Below are 17,907 nucleotides of genomic sequence, written 5' to 3' on the forward strand. Positions count from 1 at the left end.
GCACGGCTTAAGCCGTGCCATAAAGTTCACAAAAGAAAATGGGCTTTAGCCCCTGAGGTTCGCCGTCGGCTCTCTCGCGGTCGCACGAAAGCTACTGGCCTCTGGTGGTCACCTTGTAATCCGCCGGGATCTGAAACAGAGCCGGATCAGGCTCATTGCGGTCCAGCTGCGTTACTTCCATCGTGAGCTTTCCCATCCGCGGATCGTCCGTTATGCTCCGCATCCTGATCTTTAGGTCCGGCGACGTCCAGGTGTCTTCCACCACATGGATGTCGCGGTCATTGCCTTCGCGCCCTGCCGAAATGATCAACGTGTGCCGCCTGCCCGTCGCATAAACACCCGCGATCCTCTCTCCTTGCAAATCCTCATAGCCGGACGGCAGCGCCGGATGCTCTTTGCGATACTCCTCCGCCTTGGCCCGAAACTCCGCCGCTCGCGCCTCCTGCTCCGGAGTCGGCGGCTTCGGCTGCGGGTAATGCGTCACAATCGCCGTCTTTCCATTCAGGAACATTGTCGCGATCGTGCCGGACACCGGATCCATTACCGACACATTCTGCACCACAAACTGCCCGTCCTTGACGGTTCCGAACTCCGTGCGCGTGCGGCCCTCGGAATCCCGCATCCGATGCTGTTCCCGATGCGTTCTCATGGTCGTTCCATCCGAAAGCGTCCGAACCTGAGTCGTCTGCTCCACCAGCGAATACGGCTGCCCCTTAGCCCCGAGAAGCGGGCCGCCACCAACGACGCCCCCAATCATCCCGATGGGCGGCGGCGGAGGTGCCTCGAGCGTCATGGTCAACGTGGACTGTGCCGCACCGGACACGCACACCAGCGCCATAACCACCACGGACACAATAATTTCGCGCCATCTCATCGAAGCTTCCTCCCGCGCGGCCAATTCTCCACGACGCCAACCGTCGCAGCAAGAGAATTCCTCTTCGCCGACTCCGTCCGACTCTGAGCAATTTGCCCGACTTGACAAAGTACCCACTCAGAAGACCCCATGTACGAAATCCCCAGTGCACCCGCACCACCTCAAGGTCCAAGGCTAAATCTCTATTTCGAAGACTTTGCGCAAAAAGTACGGGAGGGGGTACCCTCCTACGGAACCACCGGCAAGCTGACGTAGCTCGCCTCTCCCGGCTCGTGCCAGATCCGCTGCGTCGCCTTCTGGTAGTCACCCGGCTTCGCGTCAAAGATGTTCGGCACGAACTTCTGGGGATTCCGGTCGTACAGCGGGAACGCCGTCGACTGCACCTGGACCATCAGCCGATGTCCCGGGAGAATCGTCCGCTCCACCAGTGGCAGCGCGAACTTGTACTCCAGCGGCTCGTTCGCCTTGATCGCCTCCGGACGCTCGAAGCTGGTCCGGTATCGTCCACGGAAGATGTCAATCCCGATCGGCAGCTCATACCCGCTCATATTCGGCGCCGTCCCGAGCACACCCGGAAACACGCCTCCCGCATCGCCCGCCGCGACCTTCGTGTCCGGATACACATCGATCAGCTTCACCACCCAGTCCGAGTCCGTCCCGCTCGTCGACGCCATCAGGTGCACAATCGGCTCACCCGACAGCTTCATCGGCTTCGTGAGCGGCTCGGACTCATACGTCAGCACATCCGGCCGGCCATCCACGAACCGCTGGTCCGTCACCAGCCACGTCCGCCACCCCGTGCCATCCGAGTTCCCCACCGGCCGCGGCCGGTACGGCACCGGCTTCGCCGGATCCGAGACGTATTCGTCAAAGCGCGAGTCGCTCTTCTTCGGCTCCTCAAAAGACAAGCCGCCACCTGCCGACAAGTACAACGGCTGAGCCTTCACCTCGCAGCCCTGCTCGCAGCTCACCGGAAACTTCTCGAGCCTGTCCCACTTATCGAGACCCGCGTCGTACATCAGGACTGGAGGCGTATCGGCTTTGGGAGATCCCGGCTTCAGATACTGGTTGAAGAACGGCACCAGCACATCGCGCCGCCAGTACTCCGAGGTATCCGATGCCCACTCGAACGGCCCCAGTCCCCGCCCCTGCCGGTTGATCTGGCTATGGAACCACGGCCCCATCACCAGGTAGTTCATCGTGTTGGTCGTGTCCTTCGGCTCCCACGCGCGATATGCATGGTTGCCGCCGTACATATCTTCCTGGTCCCACTCCCCCTGCTCCCACATCGTCGGCACCGTCAGCGGCGTTTTCGCGATCAGCTTGTCCAGCGCCTGCGACTGCCAGAAACCGTCATACGCCGGATGCTCTTCGACCGTGTGCCAATACGGCAACTGATCGAGGCCCGCCGCCCGTGCGTAATCACCCGCCGATCCCGCCTCCAGGAAGTTCGAATAGTCGTCCCAATGCGGACGGTCGATGGGATGGCCCAGCCCTCGCTTCGTCGTCTGCTCGGTAAAGTAATCGAAATTCGTCTGCCGCCACGCGCCATAGTGGAACCAGTCATCACCCATCCATCCGTCCACCATTGGGCTCTCAGGCGCCGCCACCTTCAGCGCAGGATGCGGATGCAGCAGCGCCATCACGACCGTGAAGCCCTCATAGCTTGATCCGATCATGCCCACGCGGCCGTTTGATTCCGGCACGTTCTTCACCAGCCAGTCGATCGTGTCGTACGCGTCCGTCGTATCATCCGCGCCACTCGGGTTGTAATCGGAGTTCACCGGCGGCGGGGTCATCAGGTACACACCCTCCGACCCATACTTCCCACGCACATCCTGGTATACGCGGATGTAGCCGTTCTTCACGAAATCTTCATCGCTTAGCGGAAGAAGGTCGATCATCTTCGTCGCGCCCTTGGTCCGCTCGGCGCGGGCCGCCGCGTTATATGGCGTCCGCGTCAGCACGATCGGCGCGTCATGCGCACCCTTCGGAATGACTATGACCGTGTAGAGCTTGACGCCGTCGTGCATCGGCACCATCTCGACGCGCTTGATGTAATCCGTCTGCTGCTCCGGAGCCGTGTACCCCGGATTCAAATCGTCCTTCGGCATCTGCTGCTGCGCGAAGATGGACGAGGTCATGGCCAGCACGGCGCTGGCCAGAGTACAGCGGCAGATTGTCTTCATCGTGACCTTCAATGTCTTGTCGAATCAGCGGCTCAGCCGCTTTTGCCCAGACTATCATCCGCGCCGCAAAGGGCCGACGAGCCGCTCCTGAACCGGCTGCAATTCTCAAGCACCAGCGAGATTGCATATACTTATCGTGTTCGGGCCTCATCCACGATTCCGTGGAGCGGCACTGGAGAGAATATGAGTCTGACTGCACCTCAGGACGAGGTACGTCCTGCCGCTGCGGCGAAGGTCACGCCGCAAAGTCTGCTGGCGCAGAAACAAGGCGCCGCTGCTATCACTGCACTCACAGCTTACGATTACCCAACTGCCCGCCTCGCAGATGAAGCAGGCATCGACGTCGTGCTCGTCGGCGACTCGCTGGGCATGGCCGTGCTTGGCTACGAACACACCCTGAGCGTGACCCTCGAGGACATGTTGCACCACGCGCGTGCGGTGCGGCGGGGAACGCAGCGAGCCTTGCTGGTCGTCGATATGCCGTACGGCAGCTATCACGTCTCGCCCGAAGAGACGATGCGCAATGCGCTGCGGCTGGTGAAGGAAGGCGGAGCTGAAGCTGTCAAAGTTGAGGGCGGCGCGGCGCGCGTCGATGTCGTCCGTGCCCTCACGATGGCAGAGATACCAGTGGTTGCGCACATTGGGCTGACGCCGCAATCGCTTCATCGCATGGGCGGCTATCGTGTGCAGGGCAGAGACGAAGAGACTGCAGCACAACTGCGCGACGACGCGCTCGCCCTGGAAGAGGCTGGAGCCATCGCGCTGGTGCTCGAAGGCATTCCGAGGGAACTGGCGCTGGATATCACCTCGCTCCTGAGCATTCCGACGATCGGTATCGGCGCGGGGCCAGATTGCGACGGACAGATTCTCGTGTTTCACGACGTCTTTTCGCTGTCGTTTCGCAAGCCCCCAAAGTTCGTGCGAACGTTTGGCGACGCGGCATCGCTCATCCGCAATGGTTTGAGCGCATTTCGTGAAGCGGTAGAAGCGCGAGAGTTTCCGAATAACCAGGAGAGCTACCATTTTTCTCAGCGCCTTTCGCTCACGCGACAGGACGCCGACACCGTTGACAGCGTGGAGCACACCGCGTGCGTATCCTAACCACTGTCAGCGCGATGCGTGACGCGATGAAAACGGCACAACGCGGCTCTCCGGGAAAGATCGTTGGGCTGGTACCAACGATGGGAGCTCTGCACGAAGGGCACTTGTCGCTGGTGCGCGAGGCGCGCGCAAGTTGCGATTGCGTGGTCGCCACCATCTTTGTGAACCCGCTGCAGTTTGGCCCGCGCGAAGACTTTGGAAAGTATCCGCGGACTTTGGAGCAGGACTGCGAAATGCTTTCGGCGGAAGGCGTCGACGTGGTCTTTGCACCGTCAGTGGAAGAGATGTATCCCGCGGGTGCAGCGACGGTCGTGGATGTGCCGGAGATCGGCAGCAGGCTTGATGGTGCGTCGCGGCCCGGACATTTTCGCGGTGTTGCCACTGTCGTGACGAAGCTGTTTCACATTGTGCAGCCGCACCGTGCATTTTTCGGGCAGAAAGACGCCGCGCAAGTTGCCGTGCTTCGGCCCATGGTGCGTGATTTGAACTTCGATCTCGAGCTAATCACCTGCCCGATCATTCGGGAAGCAGATGGACTTGCGATGAGCTCGCGGAACCGATATCTCAGCACAAGCGAGCGCTCGCAGGCACTTGCGCTCTACGAGGCGCTCACCGAAGTGGAGAACAGGTACGGGCGCGGAGACCGGAATGTGACGGGGCTGCGCAACGTGCTGCGGGCGAGGCTGGAGAGTGCTGCGGGAGTGCGCGTCGATTATGCGGAGATCGTCGACCAGCATACGCTGGAGCCGATCAGCGATTTCAGCGCTGGCGCTCTGGTCGCCGTGGCGGCCTGGGTGGGAAAGACACGGCTGATCGACAACATCCTGCTGCCCAGCGAGGAGACTGCGCGATGAAGATTCTCCTCGGTGTGTGCGGCGGGATTGCGGCATATAAATCCGCCGAGCTGGTACGCGAGCTTCAGCGCGGCGGTGCTGAGGTGCAGGTTGTGATGACGGCGAATGCCGAACGATTTATCACTCCGCTGACGCTTGCCGGCTTGAGCGGAAGCCAGGTGCTCACATCGCTGTGGGAGCCGTCTGCGAGTGAGACGACAACCAATGAGCCGCAACGGTTTGAGATGGAACACATTCGTCTGGCTCAGGAAGCGGACGCTATTCTCATCGCGCCGGCGACCGCGACCCTCCTGGCGAAACTTGCGCATGGGATTGCGGACGATTTGCTGACAACGATCTGCCTGGCGTCGCAGTCTCCTCTGCTGATTGCTCCCGCGATGAACGTGAACATGTGGCAACATCCGGCTACGAAGGGCAACATTGCGACACTGCGCGCACGCGGCGCCGTTGTGATCGAGCCCGCGCATGGAGCGCTGGCCTGTGGCATGGTGGGCGAAGGCAGGCTCGCTTCCGTCGAGCAAATTGTCGAATCCGTTTTGCGCGTCACGCGGCGTGCACGCGACCTCACGGGTGAGACGGTGCTGATTACTGCCGGCGGTACCCGCGAACCGATCGATCCTGTGCGATTCCTTGGCAATCGGTCGAGCGGCAAGATGGGGGTTGCGATTGCGGAAGCCGCAGTTGCGCGGGGCGCGGAGGTCATCTTGATTTCCGCAGCAAGGCCACTCGCCGAACTGCCCTGCCGGCAAATTGATGTAACGACGGCAGAGGAGATGCTGAACGCGGTGTTGGAAGAGCTGCCGCGCGCGTCGATGGTATTCATGGCCGCGGCCGTGGCCGACTATCGTGTCGCTGAACCGGCCATCTACAAGCGGAAGAAGGCCGCGACGCTCACGCTGGAGCTCGTGCAGAATGAGGACATTCTGATGCACGTTGTGCGTGAACGCAGACACGGAACTCTGGTCGTCGGGTTCGCTGCGGAAACACATAATCTGCTGGAGGAAGCGCGCCGCAAACTGCGAAGCAAGGGCGCCGATGCGATCGTGGCAAATGATGTGTCGCGGACGGATGCCGGCTTTGAAGGCGATGACAACGAGGGCTTCCTGCTCACGCGGGAACGCCAAATCCCGCTTCCGCTTTCAACGAAGCGCGCGATGGCCGATCTTCTTTTTGACGAACTTATTCCGTTTGCTGAGCGGCTCCGTTGTGAGTCAGACGCGGTTGTCGCGATGGAAGTCAACGGAGCGATTTACTCGAACGGATAGCTGCAGTCAGCCCGCGCTGAGCGCTCGCAGGGCCATCACATTGCGCATCTCGTCCCCGGGCTCATCGACAGGCGTTTCTGCGATGAATGCCGCGTGCTCGAAGCGCTTGTCACAAAGCAGGCGCCGGAACGCGGCCGACCCGATTGTGCCCTCACCGATATGTTCGTGGCGATCGAGCTTCGACCCCGCCGGCGCCTTCGCGTCATTGCAGTGCCATACGCGCACGGCGTCGGTGCCAACGGTCTGTTCGATCAACTTCGTGGTCTCAGCCCAGCCTTCGGTGGTCAGGATGTCGTATCCCTTCACATGCAGATGGCACGTGTCGAGACACACCGCGACGGGGGCGCATGCGCGCAGGCGCTCGACTAATTCCGCCACCTGCTCCAGCGTTCCGCCGAGCGAAAACTCCGCACCCGCGGTGTTCTCAATCAGTACCTTGAAGTTGTGGTCATGCCAGGGCAAACCGTCAGTGGCGCGCTCGATGCCCTGCACCGCCAGACGCAAACCTTCTTCGCGCGTGAGCCCGTTCCACGAACCTGGGTGAAGGACGAGGTACTCCGCGCCCCATGCCAATGCGCGCTCCACTTCGCCGCGAAATGCGTTCACCGAGTTCGCGCGCACGCTCTCCACCTGGCTGCACAAGTTGATCAGGTAGCTCGCATGAAAGACCATGGGGTTCACGTCGTGTTTCGCACGAGCCTCGCGCATCTTCTTCGCGTCTTCCGGTTTTACGGGTGAGGTCCGCCATGTTCGCGGGCTGGAGCTGAAGATCTGAAATGTATTTGCGCCCGCATCCACCGCACGCTGCACGGCAGTCCAGCATCCGCCCGCCGTGCCCACATGCACACCAATCCTCTTCTTCGCCATCTCCTCAGCCTATCGCAAACGAAACAGCGACATTGCTGATGGCTGCACTGTCTCGTTGCGGATGGCAGAGACTGCGACCTTATTATTGAGTTGTGGCCCTTCCCCGCTGCCGGACTGCATCACTGAACCGCTCTCTCGCGCAATCGCGGGTTCCTCTATTCTCTTTGCTCGTAGTCGCTCCGGCTCTGCTGGTGATGGCCATTTTGTTCCTCGAGCGAACCGCGCTTCCAATCATCGATGATTACCATGCGGTATTGGCGTTCGTCTCCGAGCTGCATAGCCGGCGAGGGCTCGCGCGAGTCTTAGCGGTGATCTCGTTTCAACACAACGACTATAAGTTGATCTTCGAGCACGCCATTATCGCACTGCAGTATGGCTTGAGCGGGCACGTAAATCTGGGTGTTCTGGCCGCGCTCGGGAATCTCTTCCTACTACCGATCGGGTTGTTCTACTTCCCACAATTCCTTCCCGAGCTTTCGCTGGAGCGTCGGTTACTGCTTTTCCTGCCGATCTCGCTTCTTCTCTATCAGCTCACTTATGCAGAATTATTAGATTGGACGATGTCCGTCCTCCAAAACGTCGCGGTGGTGCCATTCTCTCTTGCGTGCTTGTACTTTCTGACTCGCAATAGGTCCCGGAGTAGCTTCGCATGGGCGTGCGTCTTTGGGCTGCTGGCCTGTCTTACCTCGGTCAACGGATTTCTGGTTGCGCTGGTCGGTGGTGTCATCTTGATCACACGACGGTGGCTTCCCGCTTTGTTGATGTGGGGACTTACCTTCGCAGTGGGCGCCGTTGGTTACTTGTACCACTACACCACGCTCCCACACGCGCGGCCGTCGCTTCTCTCCGCACTGCTCTTTATCCCGACATTTGTCGGCTCGGCCTTCGAGACGATGCACAGAAGGCCGATTCCCTTCGCTGCCTTCTTCATTGGGGTCTTTCTTCTGGCCGTCGCTATCCACGCGGTGCGCAATAGTTACTACAAGCGGCGCCCGTTTGTGATGGCCGTTGTGACATGGGTCGTACTGACCGCAGTCATGGTGGCGTTCGGACGTGCAGCGATGGGAGTAAACCAAAGCCTCTCTTCCCGCTACAAAATCTACTGCGCGCTCATGCTCGCCTTTGCGTATCAGTATGGAGCGGAGTCGTGCCTCGAGCGACAGCTTCTTAGCGAGCCGGCACGACGGAGGCTATTCGCCATAATCCTGGTGGTATGCACCTGCTTCGCTCTTGCGGCAGACGCGGAGGGCTTTATCTTCCTGAAGAAGCGGCGCATGCTCGAGTATCAAGGAGTGGCCTGGTACTTGCAGTCGCCGATGAGGCACTCGCCTGATTTCCCGTCCCCTGATCCTCCCAGCTCCGCCTTCGACAGAACTTCGGAGGGCGTATTTGCCCGCACACAATTGACTTCGTCGCTCGCGGACGGTGACTACCATCTGCCGTCCAAGGAAGTCGCCAAAGCCTGTGCGATCTTCAGCTGCCATTCGGCCGCTCCCGGCGAGAACAACCGCCACTAACCTCCGCCACAAACAGAACGGCCGCCCCAGGACCGGGCGGCCGTTCTGTTTTCCTCGGATTCTTTCTAATAGACGTCGCGCTGATACCGCTTCTGCTTCTTCATGTTGGCGAGATACTCCGCGGCGTGTTCGAGAGTCCTATTTGAGCCCTTCGCGATCACGTCCAGCAGCGCGTTCTCAACGTCCTTGGCCATGCGGCTCGCATCGCCGCAGACGTAGAAGTAGGCTCCGCGTTCAAGCCAGTCGTACAGGTCCGCGACGTTCTCCTGCATGCGATCCTGCACGTAGACCTTCTTCCCCGTGTCGCGGCTGAATGCAGTGTGCAGCTTCGTCAGCACACCCTCGCGCTGCATCTGAGCAAACTGTTCCTCGTACAGGTAGTCAGAAACCCGACGCTGCTCGCCGAAGAACAACCACATCGGGCCCTTTTCGCCGAGCGCCTGACGATGTTCGAGAAATGCGCGGAAGGGCGCGATGCCGGTGCCCGGTCCGACCATGATCACCGGAGCATCCGGGTCCTGAGGCAGACGGAAGGCATTGTTCTCGTGCAGGAAGATAGGTATCGTCGCACCGACGGGAGCGCGCTCACCGAGATGGCCGGAGCAGACTCCCTGCCGCTCGGCCCCGTGCGCGTTGTAGCGCACCACGCGCACAGTCGTGTGCACCTCATTCGGATGCGCGAGTTGCGACGACGCAATCGAGTACATGCGCGGCGTCAGCCTCTGCAGAATGTTGAACAGTTCCTGCGGCTGCTTGATCGCACTGGGAAAGTCTCTCACCAGGTCCACGAACTCGCGGCCCCACGTGTACTCCTCCGCCTTCGCCTTGTTCTCGGTGCCGAGCAGCTTCTTCAGGCCCTCGGGCACATTCTCGCCGTAGAGCTTTGCGTACTGATTCACGCTTCCGCGTGCGAGCTTGCCAATGCCCAGCCGGGTCGTGAGCGCCTCGTGCAGAGAAATTTCAACCTTGTAATGATCGAGCACGCGCTCCGTGCCGTTGAAGCTGAGCGCATCGAGCACCTCGGCTACCTGGCTCTCGCGGTTCGTCGGAATAATACCGACCGCATCGCCAGGCGTGTACGACATGCCTTCTTCGAGCTCGAGCTCGATGTGGATGGTCTCTTTTTCGCTCTCAGGCCCGGTCAGGCGCCGGTTGGTAATGACGCGTGAAATGTACGGCTGATTGCGGGTGTACTTGGTGGCGTGCGGCTTGGCCGGGGCTTCAGGTTCTGCGATCGTCGTCTCGGTCATCTTCCTTTTATTGTACGAAATTTTGCGCGAAAATCGCGCGGATTTCGCTATTTCGTCGCATGCAAACGTTGCATCATCAGCGGCTCCAGCACCGGTATCGGCAGAGGACCTTCGTCCAGCGCTTCGTCGTTGAAATGCTTCAAATCAAAGGCCGTTCCGGCTGCTTGCTGATAGCGGTTGCGGAACTCAATCCACTGGTGATAGCCCACGTAACGTAATGAGCTGGTCCGCGGTGAGCTTCGCGCGCCGCAGTTTACCCTCTGCCTCCGCGTGTGTCTGAAACGCTTTGTTCTCCATTAGCGCAAGCGCCTCCATCGTCGCTCATGTCCATATCCAGTGAGACGCCATTGTGTTGGTGATATCCCGCCTCTGTCGAGCTGACCGGATGTAACGCCAGTTCGTCCAGCAACAACCGATTCTCGCGATGCAGCCGAGTGTCGTGCGGATCGGTACTGCATACGAAACCGGGTTTCGTGCCGGGCTGCGCAACGCTCGTAGCAAATCCGGCGGCGATACACGCTTTCGCCAGAGCTGGGAGCATAATCACAGTCGAAGATCTCATGCGCGCCAGCTTAGCAGCCGCCGCATCCAATCGAAAACGTACGGACGCAACTGAAGTGTTCAGCGCCAGTCTCCAATCAGAGAAGATGGACCAGCCATCAAATCCGGTGCGGTGGATCTTCGCGTCGGAGCAGGGACCGCGCACAATCATGCTCGCGCGCTGGCTCTGGTTGCGCGCTCTCGCTGCAATTTACTTCTCCGCGTTCTTCGCGCTGATGTTCCAGGTCAAAGGGCTGATCGGCGAGCATGGGATTCTGCCGGCGGGCGAGACGCTCGCGGCCATCGCCGAGACGAACCATGTATCGCGCTTCTGGCTCGCTCCCTCGCTCTTTTGGATCTCTTCGAGCACGCACTTCATCGTGTTCGTGATGTGGATCGGCCTGGTCGCCTCCATCGCAGCGTTCTTGAACTTGTGGCCTCGCGCGAGCCTGCTCGTCTGCTTTGTCTGTTTCCTGGCTTTCGTCAGCGCGGCTGCAGACTTCTCTGGATATCAATCGGACGGCATGCTGCTGGAGGCCGGCTTTATCTCGCTCTTCTTCGCGCCGCCCGGCCTGCGTCCGCGGCTCGGCGTCGACCATCCGCCCATTCGCCTCGGCCTCTGGTTGCTGCAATGGGAGTGGTTCAGGATCTATTTCGAGTCGGGCCTGGTGAAATGGCTGAGCGGCGATCCGCAGTGGCGGCACCTCACCGCAATGGACGAGTATTACCAGAACAGCCCGCTGCCCAGTTGGGTGGGTTGGTACGTGCAGCACCTGCCGCACTGGTTTCAGAAGGCGACCGCCGGCGGCACGCTCATCCTGGAGTTTTTCGTCGTTCTGCTTTTTTTCTTTCCGCGCAAGTGGCCTGGCGGCAGAGCTGTTCGTGTGGTGCTCTTTGCCATCGTCACGCTGTGGGAGATCCCGGTCATCCTTACCGGCAACTACGCATTTCTCAACTACATCGTCCTCTGCCTCGGCATCCTGCTGCTCGACGACCGCACGCTGGCAAGCTGGGCGACCGCACACTACCGCAACAGACTCGTACTGCCACCGCCCCAGGAGAATGCGCCGATACCTGAGCCCGAACACGGCGCCGTCCGCGCCTTCCACTCGCTCAAGCTGACCATCAGCACACTCCTGCTCGCACTCATCGCCTATAACACGAGCTTCGAGCTGCTCAACATCGTCATGCCTGCTCCGCCACTTCCATCAACGCCAGTGGCGCTGCTCGAACCTTTTCGCATCGCGAATCAATACGGCCTGTTCGCCGTGATGACCAGCGGCCGCTACGAGATTGAGTTCCAGGGCTCCAACGATGGCCAGAACTGGACGGCGTATCCCTTCCGCTACAAGCCGCAGGTGCTCAACGAGCGACCACGCATCTACGCACCCTACCAGCCGCGCTTCGACTGGAACCTCTGGTTCGCCTCTCTGGGCGACTGGCAACAGAACGAGATCGTTCCTCTCACCGAGGAGCGTCTGCTCGACAACGATGCCGACGTGCTGGACCTGTTCCGAGGCAATCCGTTCGCGCAGTCGCCGCCGAAATACGTGCGCGCCGTGCTGTGGCAGTACTGGTTCACCACGATGGCGGAGAAGGAGGCGACGGGCAACTGGTGGAAGCGGAATCTGCTCGGCCTGTACGCTCCAGTGCTTATAAAAGCCCAGAACGGCCACTATGCCGTGGTACAGGAGCCTGAGCCGCTTCCGTCCCACACGTGACTCCCACGATAGACTGACGATGTGGATACGCACGGCTCGTCAACCATCGTCATTCTTGACTTCGGATCTCAGTACACACAACTCATCGCGCGCCGGATTCGCGAGCTCGACGTCTTCTCTGTGGTGCTTCCATGCACCGCGCCGCTGGAGCGTGTGCTCGAGTTGAAACCCAAGGGCATCATTCTCTCCGGCGGACCGTCGAGCGTCTACGACGACACTGCGCCGAAGGCTGATCCGAAGGTGCTCGAAACCGGCCTGCCGACGCTCGGTATCTGCTACGGATTGCAGTTCATGACACACCATCTCGGGGGCCGCGTCGCTCCTGCAGCTGCGCGCGAGTACGGACACGCCGAGGTCGAGCTCATTGCCGAAACCCCACTGTTTCAGGGCCTCCCGAAGGATCTCGAGGTCTGGATGTCGCATGGCGATCACGCCGAGGCCATGGCGCCTGGCTTCCACATCGTCGCGAAAACATCGAATGCCGTCGCCGCCGTCGCGAATGAAGCCCGCAAGATGTGGGGTGTGCAGTTCCACCCCGAGGTTGCGCACACGCGCCAGGGCATCGAGCTGTTGCGGAATTTTGTAGTCGATATCTGCGGCGCAAAGCAGGACTGGACGCCGGCGCATTTCATCGAGACGACGGTGGCGAGCATTCGCGCGCAGGTCGGCGACACGGGACACGCGATCTGCGGTTTGAGCGGCGGCGTAGATTCGAGCGTCGCGGCTGTACTGGTAGCGAAGGCCATCGGCGATCGACTGACCTGCATTTTCGTCAACAACGGCGTCCTTCGCAAAGACGAGTTCGAGCAGGTGCAGCGCACAATGCGCGAGCAGCTCGGGCTCAATGTGGTCGCGGTGGATTCGAGCGAGCGCTTCCTCTCGAAGCTCGCCGGCGTCACCGACCCCGAGAAGAAGCGCAAGATCATCGGCAACGAGTTCATCGCAGTCTTCGATGATGAGGCGCGAAAGATCTTCGAGGCTGAGAAATCCGCCGGCGAGGAGATTGCGTGGCTCGTGCAGGGCACGCTCTACCCGGACGTGATTGAATCCGCGAGTGTTCATGGGCCTTCGCACGTCATCAAGAGCCACCACAACGTCGGCGGCCTTCCCGCGGACATGAAGCTCAAGCTCATTGAACCACTGCGCGATCTCTTCAAAGACGAAGTTCGGCGCATCGGCAAAGACCTCGACATGCCGGCAGAGATCCTGGAACGCCAGCCGTTTCCTGGCCCCGGCCTCGCGGTTCGAATCCTCGGCGAGGTCACGCCGGAGCGCGTTGCGCTGCTGCAGGAAGCCGACGCGATCTGCAGCGAGGAGATCAAGCGTGCGGGTCTCACGACGAAGCTGTGGCAGGCTTTCGCTGTGCTGTTGCCGGTGAAGTCCGTTGGTGTGATGGGCGACCAGCGCACGTATGCATCAACGTGTGTTATCCGTGCGGTTGAAAGCGAAGACGGCATGACGGCCGACTGGGCTGCGTTGCCCTACGAAGTGCTGCGAACCATCTCCAGCCGCATCGTCAGCGAAGTGCACGGCATCAACCGAGTCGTATACGACATCACATCGAAGCCGCCCGGAACGATCGAGTGGGAGTAGTAAGAACTAATTGAGGAACATAGTCCGGTAGAGCGTATCCCGCTGCACAGGCTTGAAACCTGCGTCGCGGATGATCCGCCGCAGTTCCTCTTCGGTCGTGCAGTTCGAGGTGCCCGCGGCCCTCACCACGTTCTCTTCGAGCATCACCGACCCGACATCATTGCCACCGAAGCGCAGCCCCATCTGCAGCACCTTCAGGCCCTGCGTGACCCAGCTCGCCTGCACGTTCTCAATGTTGTCGAGATACATGCGCGAGATCGCCAGCGTCTTCAGATACTCTACCGACGTCGCCTCGTCCCATCCGCGGCCGCCGAGCGCTGTGTTGTTCGGTTGAAAGCTCCACGGGATAAACGCTGTGAACCCGCCGGTCTCTTCCTGCAGATGGCGAACAACCTCGAAGTGGTTCACGCGCTGGTCCATCGTCTCGCCGACACCGAACATCATGGTCGCCGTCGTGCGCATGCCCAGCTCGTGTGCCGTGCGATGCACGCTCACCCAGTCCTCGGTCCGGCACTTCAGGCGTGCGATGCGATGCCGCACCTCGTCGTCCAGAATCTCCGCACCGCCGCCGGGAATTGAATCTAAACCCGCATCGCGCAGCCGCGAGATGGTCGTGCGCAGATCAAGCTCCGAGTACTCTGCGATTGCCAGCACCTCGCTCGCGCTCAAGCAGTGCAGCCAGATCTTCGGGAAACGCTGCTTGATGCCCGTAAACAGCCGCTCAAACCAGTCGATCTTCAGGTCAGGATGGATACCGCCCTGCATCAGCACCCCGGTGCCGCCCATCTCCAGCGTCTCGCGAATCTTGTCGTAGATCGTGTCGAAGTCGAGGATGTAGCCCTCGGCGGCGAGCTTGCCCTTGAGCGGCCGGTAAAACGCGCAGAAGGTGCAGTACTCCGTGCAGAAGTTCGTATAGTTGATGTTGCGGTCGATGATGTAGCTGACGACGCCGTCCGGATGCAGCTTGCGCCGTACCGCATCGGCTTCCATGCCGATGCCGATCAAGTCGTCCGAGGCGAAGCAATCTAGCGCCTGCTGGCGAGTAATGCCCATATTCTTAGTTTACGCCTTGGAGAGCCGGCCTTTCGAGTGATGAAGTCAAACGCGCTTCATGCCCCATCGCACCCTTGCTGCCTACAAAAGTTGCAGCGAATGATTCTTGCCTGCGGGTCGCGCGCTTCATACACTCTCGAACGATCTGCCAACTGTGCCGACCGGTGGGCATCGGGCCTCGATTCGTTCAATTCAAAGGAGCTTGAATGCGCAGATTTCGTTCGATTATTGCAGCCGCTTTGATCCTGCTGAGCTGTCATGTGGCCTTGGCAGGAGCGCCACTCAAAGGCATTGATGTGAAGCTGGGGAAGAACCCGGGGGGAGGATGCGCCGCTCGCACTACCGACGCCAACGGCCAAGCGGACTTCGGACTCTGGCCCAAGGGAGACTACACCCTGGAGTTCGCTAAAGCAGCCGCCGGGGAAGCCAGTTACAAAGACCCAGAGGATATGACCACCCGCTACCGGCCTGGGAACAACAAGACAACGGCGGCAGATCCCGGGCCAAAACCGCGAAACTGCACGTCGTGATTCTCGGATCGACCTCGGGCCGCATCGAGCGGGAAATCGACCTGGTACCCTCCACCGCTCGCGTCGCGCCCGTTAGCATCTCGTTGAGTGGCAAGGAAGAGCTGAAGGTGGTTATTACGGCGCAGTAACCCGGCTGCCTACGCCGTAACCAGCGAACCTAGCTTTTCGCCCTGCACAACGCGCACAATGTTTCCCATCTCGCGCATCGAGAAGATGATCATCGGCAGGTTGTTGTCCTTGCACAGCGACACCGCAGTCGTGTCCATCACGCGCAGACCCAGCTTGATGATCTCCATGTAGGTAATGGTTTCGAACTTTGTCGCGTCGGCGACCTTCTTGGGGTCTGCGGTGTAGATGCCTTCGACGCTGGTCGCCTTCAGCAGCACGTCCGCGCCAATTTCCATCGCACGCAGCGCCGCGGCGGTGTCCGTCGAGAAGTACGGATTGCCCGTACCGCCGGCGAAGATCACCACGCGCCCTTTATCCAGGTGACGAATCGCGCGCCGCCGAATGTACGGCTCCGCGACCTCATGCATCTCGATCGCGCTCATTACTCGCGCATAGAGGCCGGTCTTCTCAATCGCATCCTGCAACGCGATCGCATTGATCACGGTCGATAGCATGCCCATGTGGTCGGCCGCCACGCGATCCATATGAATCGCCTGCTCCGACACGCCACGAAAGAAATTTCCTCCGCCGACGACGATGGCTATCTGGCACCCGGTGCGCGCCACCTGCGCAATCTCCGCGGCGATCTCGTGGATAAATACAGCATCGACGCCGAACCCCCGGCCCGCGGCCAGGGCTTCGCCCGAGATCTTCAGAAGAACACGCTTATACATGGCTGCTTCAAGTGTACAAGGTGAGCGGAAGTCAGGAGCCTGAATGCTCTGGCCTCCGGCAAATACGAAGCCAGCTCATCGGCGAGAGCGCGCACCGCCAGGCGTCAGTTTCTCCGGGATCAGGCAAAAGCAGCGGATCAGGTTCTGTCGAAGCAGAACGGTAGTTCTGATCGATCGCCACGAAGTCCACCTGCCCGAGAAGCTTGTTTCGCAGCGCGCTGTCTCTTGTGAGCTGCTCACGAAGAAGCGAAGGGAACTCCAGCGTCTCGGGTGACAACTCCGTTGACGGCAATGCAGGCGTGGCCCCAAGCGGGATTATCGCAAGATCCAGCCAGGGAGTATTAGCGAGTACGGCATTGTCGTGCCGGAGCACGTCAAATGCAATTCCGGTCAGCGGGTCAAACGAAAGCCCGGAATGCACATCAGCAGGGCGAGGGTCGTTCAGCACCAGCACAAGCTGTCCGGGTTTCGCGGCGATCGGCCCACGGAACTGATCGACCGCCGCCATCATCTTTGCCGCCGGCAAGACCTTTTCGATTGCTGTGCACAGAATGACAATCTGCGCACACAGAACAAACCCAACAATGAGCAGGGGGCTTGCACGCCGTTTGAAGACGTAGGCGCTGGCTGCGAAGAGTGGAAGCAGCCAGACAATAAGGAGCAGCCGGTCTGCGAAGAAATGCGAAGCGTTCAGGTCGTGCGGAACGAGCGGTAGAACTACGATTGCGAGCACGCTCAGAATTAACGCTATGTGCGCCGCATTCCGGCGGTTCTCTCTGCGGTCTCGAAGCCATTGAAGCGTGGCCAGTGCCAACGGAACAACAATCGCCAATGCAAGAATGACCCTGTACGCCCGAGGGCCGAATCCCGGACCTAACAGAAACGCGAGGCCTTTTTCCGCAGCATATCCCTTTGCGCTTTGATAGACCTGCACCGCGAAACTGCCCGCAGGGGATGCGACAGCAGTCTGTGAAAGAGGATGGCTGTTCGTGAAGAGCTTCACATAAACGAGCGTTAACGCCGAAGGTAGAAAGGTGAATAGATCCCGCCGAAAGCCAACATTCAAGGCCCTGCCGGACCGAAAATGAGCAATGATTCGCAGGGCAAGATCAAGCCCCGCAATCCCAAGCAGAGCGAGCAGCGGAACCGGATGTGTGAACATCGCAAGGACCGCAAGCAGAACGAATCCGATTCGGCGCCAGAGGTCCGCACCTCGAAAGCGCAACCACAAGCCGATTGCCCAGAACACAAACGAGAGCGACAGGCAGAAGTTCACAAAGCCCATCGCAAGCGGCCAGTTGAGCAAAAGGAGCGTGACCAGCAATGTCATCTCGTCGGCTGAAGGCCCAAGCGCGCGTGCCAGGTAGCGGGACCCGAATACGAACGAGACCACATACCCACACAGGATCAGGCGGTCGGCGACGAGAAGCGGTACGAATTTCGAAAACCCGAGCAGCGCGTAATAGTAAAGCGCGTACGGCGGCAGAATATGTTTGATGATGTAGTAGCGCGAGTACACCGACGGCTGATGCGAGAGCAATTGCCCCAGAATGTTGGTGTAGTAAAGGTGCATCGGGCCATCCTGAGAGGGCCATGCAGGAAGACAGAGAAACCAGGCGATGTATGCGGCGACAACGAGAAGAATCGCGACCTTTTTCACATCCAGCTTTTCAGGTGCGCTTCTTCCATTCTGAGTTTCCGCGGCCATCTC

16 protein-coding genes are annotated in these 17,907 nt (G+C 60.1%); 8 read left to right on the top strand and 8 right to left on the bottom strand.

What is annotated here, in order from left to right:
- Positions 1–91: 91 nt before the first annotated feature.
- Both VGU25_01040 and VGU25_01045 read right to left on the bottom strand, forming a co-directional pair.
- Positions 92–874 carry a hypothetical protein gene (locus VGU25_01040; protein ID HEV2575768.1) on the bottom strand — a complete coding sequence of 261 codons (783 nt, stop codon included), beginning with the start codon at positions 872–874 and terminating at the stop codon, positions 92–94.
- A gap of 227 nt (positions 875–1,101) precedes the next feature.
- Positions 1,102–3,063: a CocE/NonD family hydrolase gene (locus VGU25_01045; protein HEV2575769.1), complete on the bottom strand. Its 1,962-nt coding sequence runs from the start codon at positions 3,061–3,063 to the stop codon at positions 1,102–1,104.
- Between the two features lie 183 nt (positions 3,064–3,246).
- Between VGU25_01045 and panB the strand changes: the two genes are divergently transcribed.
- The 3 genes from panB to coaBC are packed head-to-tail and all read left to right on the top strand — an operon-like array spanning position 3,247 to position 6,283.
- A complete protein-coding gene (panB, locus tag VGU25_01050) occupies positions 3,247–4,164 on the top strand; it encodes a 3-methyl-2-oxobutanoate hydroxymethyltransferase (GenBank protein ID HEV2575770.1) in 918 nt (305 codons plus the stop codon).
- On the top strand, positions 4,152–5,018 hold the full coding sequence (gene panC, locus VGU25_01055) for a pantoate--beta-alanine ligase (GenBank protein ID HEV2575771.1): 867 nt from the start codon (positions 4,152–4,154) through the stop codon (positions 5,016–5,018). Before panB ends, panC begins: the two co-directional genes overlap by 13 nt.
- Positions 5,015–6,283: a bifunctional phosphopantothenoylcysteine decarboxylase/phosphopantothenate--cysteine ligase CoaBC gene (gene coaBC / locus VGU25_01060; protein HEV2575772.1), complete on the top strand. Its 1,269-nt coding sequence runs from the start codon at positions 5,015–5,017 to the stop codon at positions 6,281–6,283. Before panC ends, coaBC begins: the two co-directional genes overlap by 4 nt.
- Before the next feature lie 6 nt (positions 6,284–6,289).
- Here coaBC and VGU25_01065 read toward each other — a convergent pair whose 3' ends face one another.
- Positions 6,290–7,150 carry a deoxyribonuclease IV gene (locus VGU25_01065; protein HEV2575773.1) on the bottom strand — a complete coding sequence of 287 codons (861 nt, stop codon included), beginning with the start codon at positions 7,148–7,150 and terminating at the stop codon, positions 6,290–6,292.
- Positions 7,151–7,344: 194 nt separating this feature from the next.
- Here VGU25_01065 and VGU25_01070 point away from each other — a divergent pair, with 194 nt between their 5' ends.
- Positions 7,345–8,667, top strand: coding sequence for a hypothetical protein (locus tag VGU25_01070; GenBank protein ID HEV2575774.1), 1,323 nt, complete (start codon positions 7,345–7,347; stop codon positions 8,665–8,667).
- Positions 8,668–8,732: 65 nt separating this feature from the next.
- On the opposite strand, the gene VGU25_01075 is transcribed toward VGU25_01070, so the two are convergent.
- Both VGU25_01075 and VGU25_01080 read right to left on the bottom strand, forming a co-directional pair.
- A complete protein-coding gene (locus tag VGU25_01075; protein HEV2575775.1) occupies positions 8,733–9,917 on the bottom strand; it encodes an oxidoreductase in 1,185 nt (394 codons plus the stop codon).
- 47 nt (positions 9,918–9,964) lie between these two features.
- Positions 9,965–10,126: a DUF885 family protein gene (locus VGU25_01080; GenBank protein HEV2575776.1), complete on the bottom strand. Its 162-nt coding sequence runs from the start codon at positions 10,124–10,126 to the stop codon at positions 9,965–9,967.
- A 438-nt stretch (positions 10,127–10,564) separates the two neighbouring features.
- Here VGU25_01080 and VGU25_01085 point away from each other — a divergent pair, with 438 nt between their 5' ends.
- Positions 10,565–12,178, top strand: a complete 1,614-nt coding sequence (locus tag VGU25_01085) for a lipase maturation factor family protein (protein HEV2575777.1) — start codon at positions 10,565–10,567, stop codon at positions 12,176–12,178.
- Positions 12,179–12,199: 21 nt separating this feature from the next.
- Complete coding sequence (gene guaA / locus VGU25_01090; protein HEV2575778.1) at positions 12,200–13,771, top strand: glutamine-hydrolyzing GMP synthase; 1,572 nt, start codon at positions 12,200–12,202, stop codon at positions 13,769–13,771.
- A gap of 6 nt (positions 13,772–13,777) precedes the next feature.
- On the opposite strand, the gene mqnC is transcribed toward guaA, so the two are convergent.
- Positions 13,778–14,824 carry a cyclic dehypoxanthinyl futalosine synthase gene (gene mqnC / locus VGU25_01095; protein HEV2575779.1) on the bottom strand — a complete coding sequence of 349 codons (1,047 nt, stop codon included), beginning with the start codon at positions 14,822–14,824 and terminating at the stop codon, positions 13,778–13,780.
- 206 nt (positions 14,825–15,030) lie between these two features.
- Here mqnC and VGU25_01100 point away from each other — a divergent pair, with 206 nt between their 5' ends.
- Complete coding sequence (locus VGU25_01100; GenBank protein HEV2575780.1) at positions 15,031–15,354, top strand: hypothetical protein; 324 nt, start codon at positions 15,031–15,033, stop codon at positions 15,352–15,354.
- Positions 15,351–15,482 carry a hypothetical protein gene (locus VGU25_01105; protein ID HEV2575781.1) on the top strand — a complete coding sequence of 44 codons (132 nt, stop codon included), beginning with the start codon at positions 15,351–15,353 and terminating at the stop codon, positions 15,480–15,482. The genes VGU25_01100 and VGU25_01105 overlap by 4 nt, the downstream gene beginning before the upstream one ends.
- A gap of 9 nt (positions 15,483–15,491) precedes the next feature.
- Here the strand turns inward: VGU25_01105 and pyrH are convergent, their stop codons facing one another.
- The gene (gene pyrH / locus VGU25_01110; protein HEV2575782.1) at positions 15,492–16,196 is read right to left on the bottom strand and encodes a UMP kinase; all 705 of its coding nucleotides are present in this window, start codon (positions 16,194–16,196) and stop codon (positions 15,492–15,494) included.
- A 31-nt stretch (positions 16,197–16,227) separates the two neighbouring features.
- Entirely contained in the window at positions 16,228–17,904 is a 1,677-nt protein-coding gene (locus VGU25_01115) for a hypothetical protein (protein HEV2575783.1), read from the bottom strand.
- Between the last annotated feature and the right edge of the window lie 3 nt (positions 17,905–17,907).

This window comes from Acidobacteriaceae bacterium (assembly GCA_035944135.1).
Taxonomy (GTDB): domain Bacteria; phylum Acidobacteriota; class Terriglobia; order Terriglobales; family Acidobacteriaceae; genus Granulicella.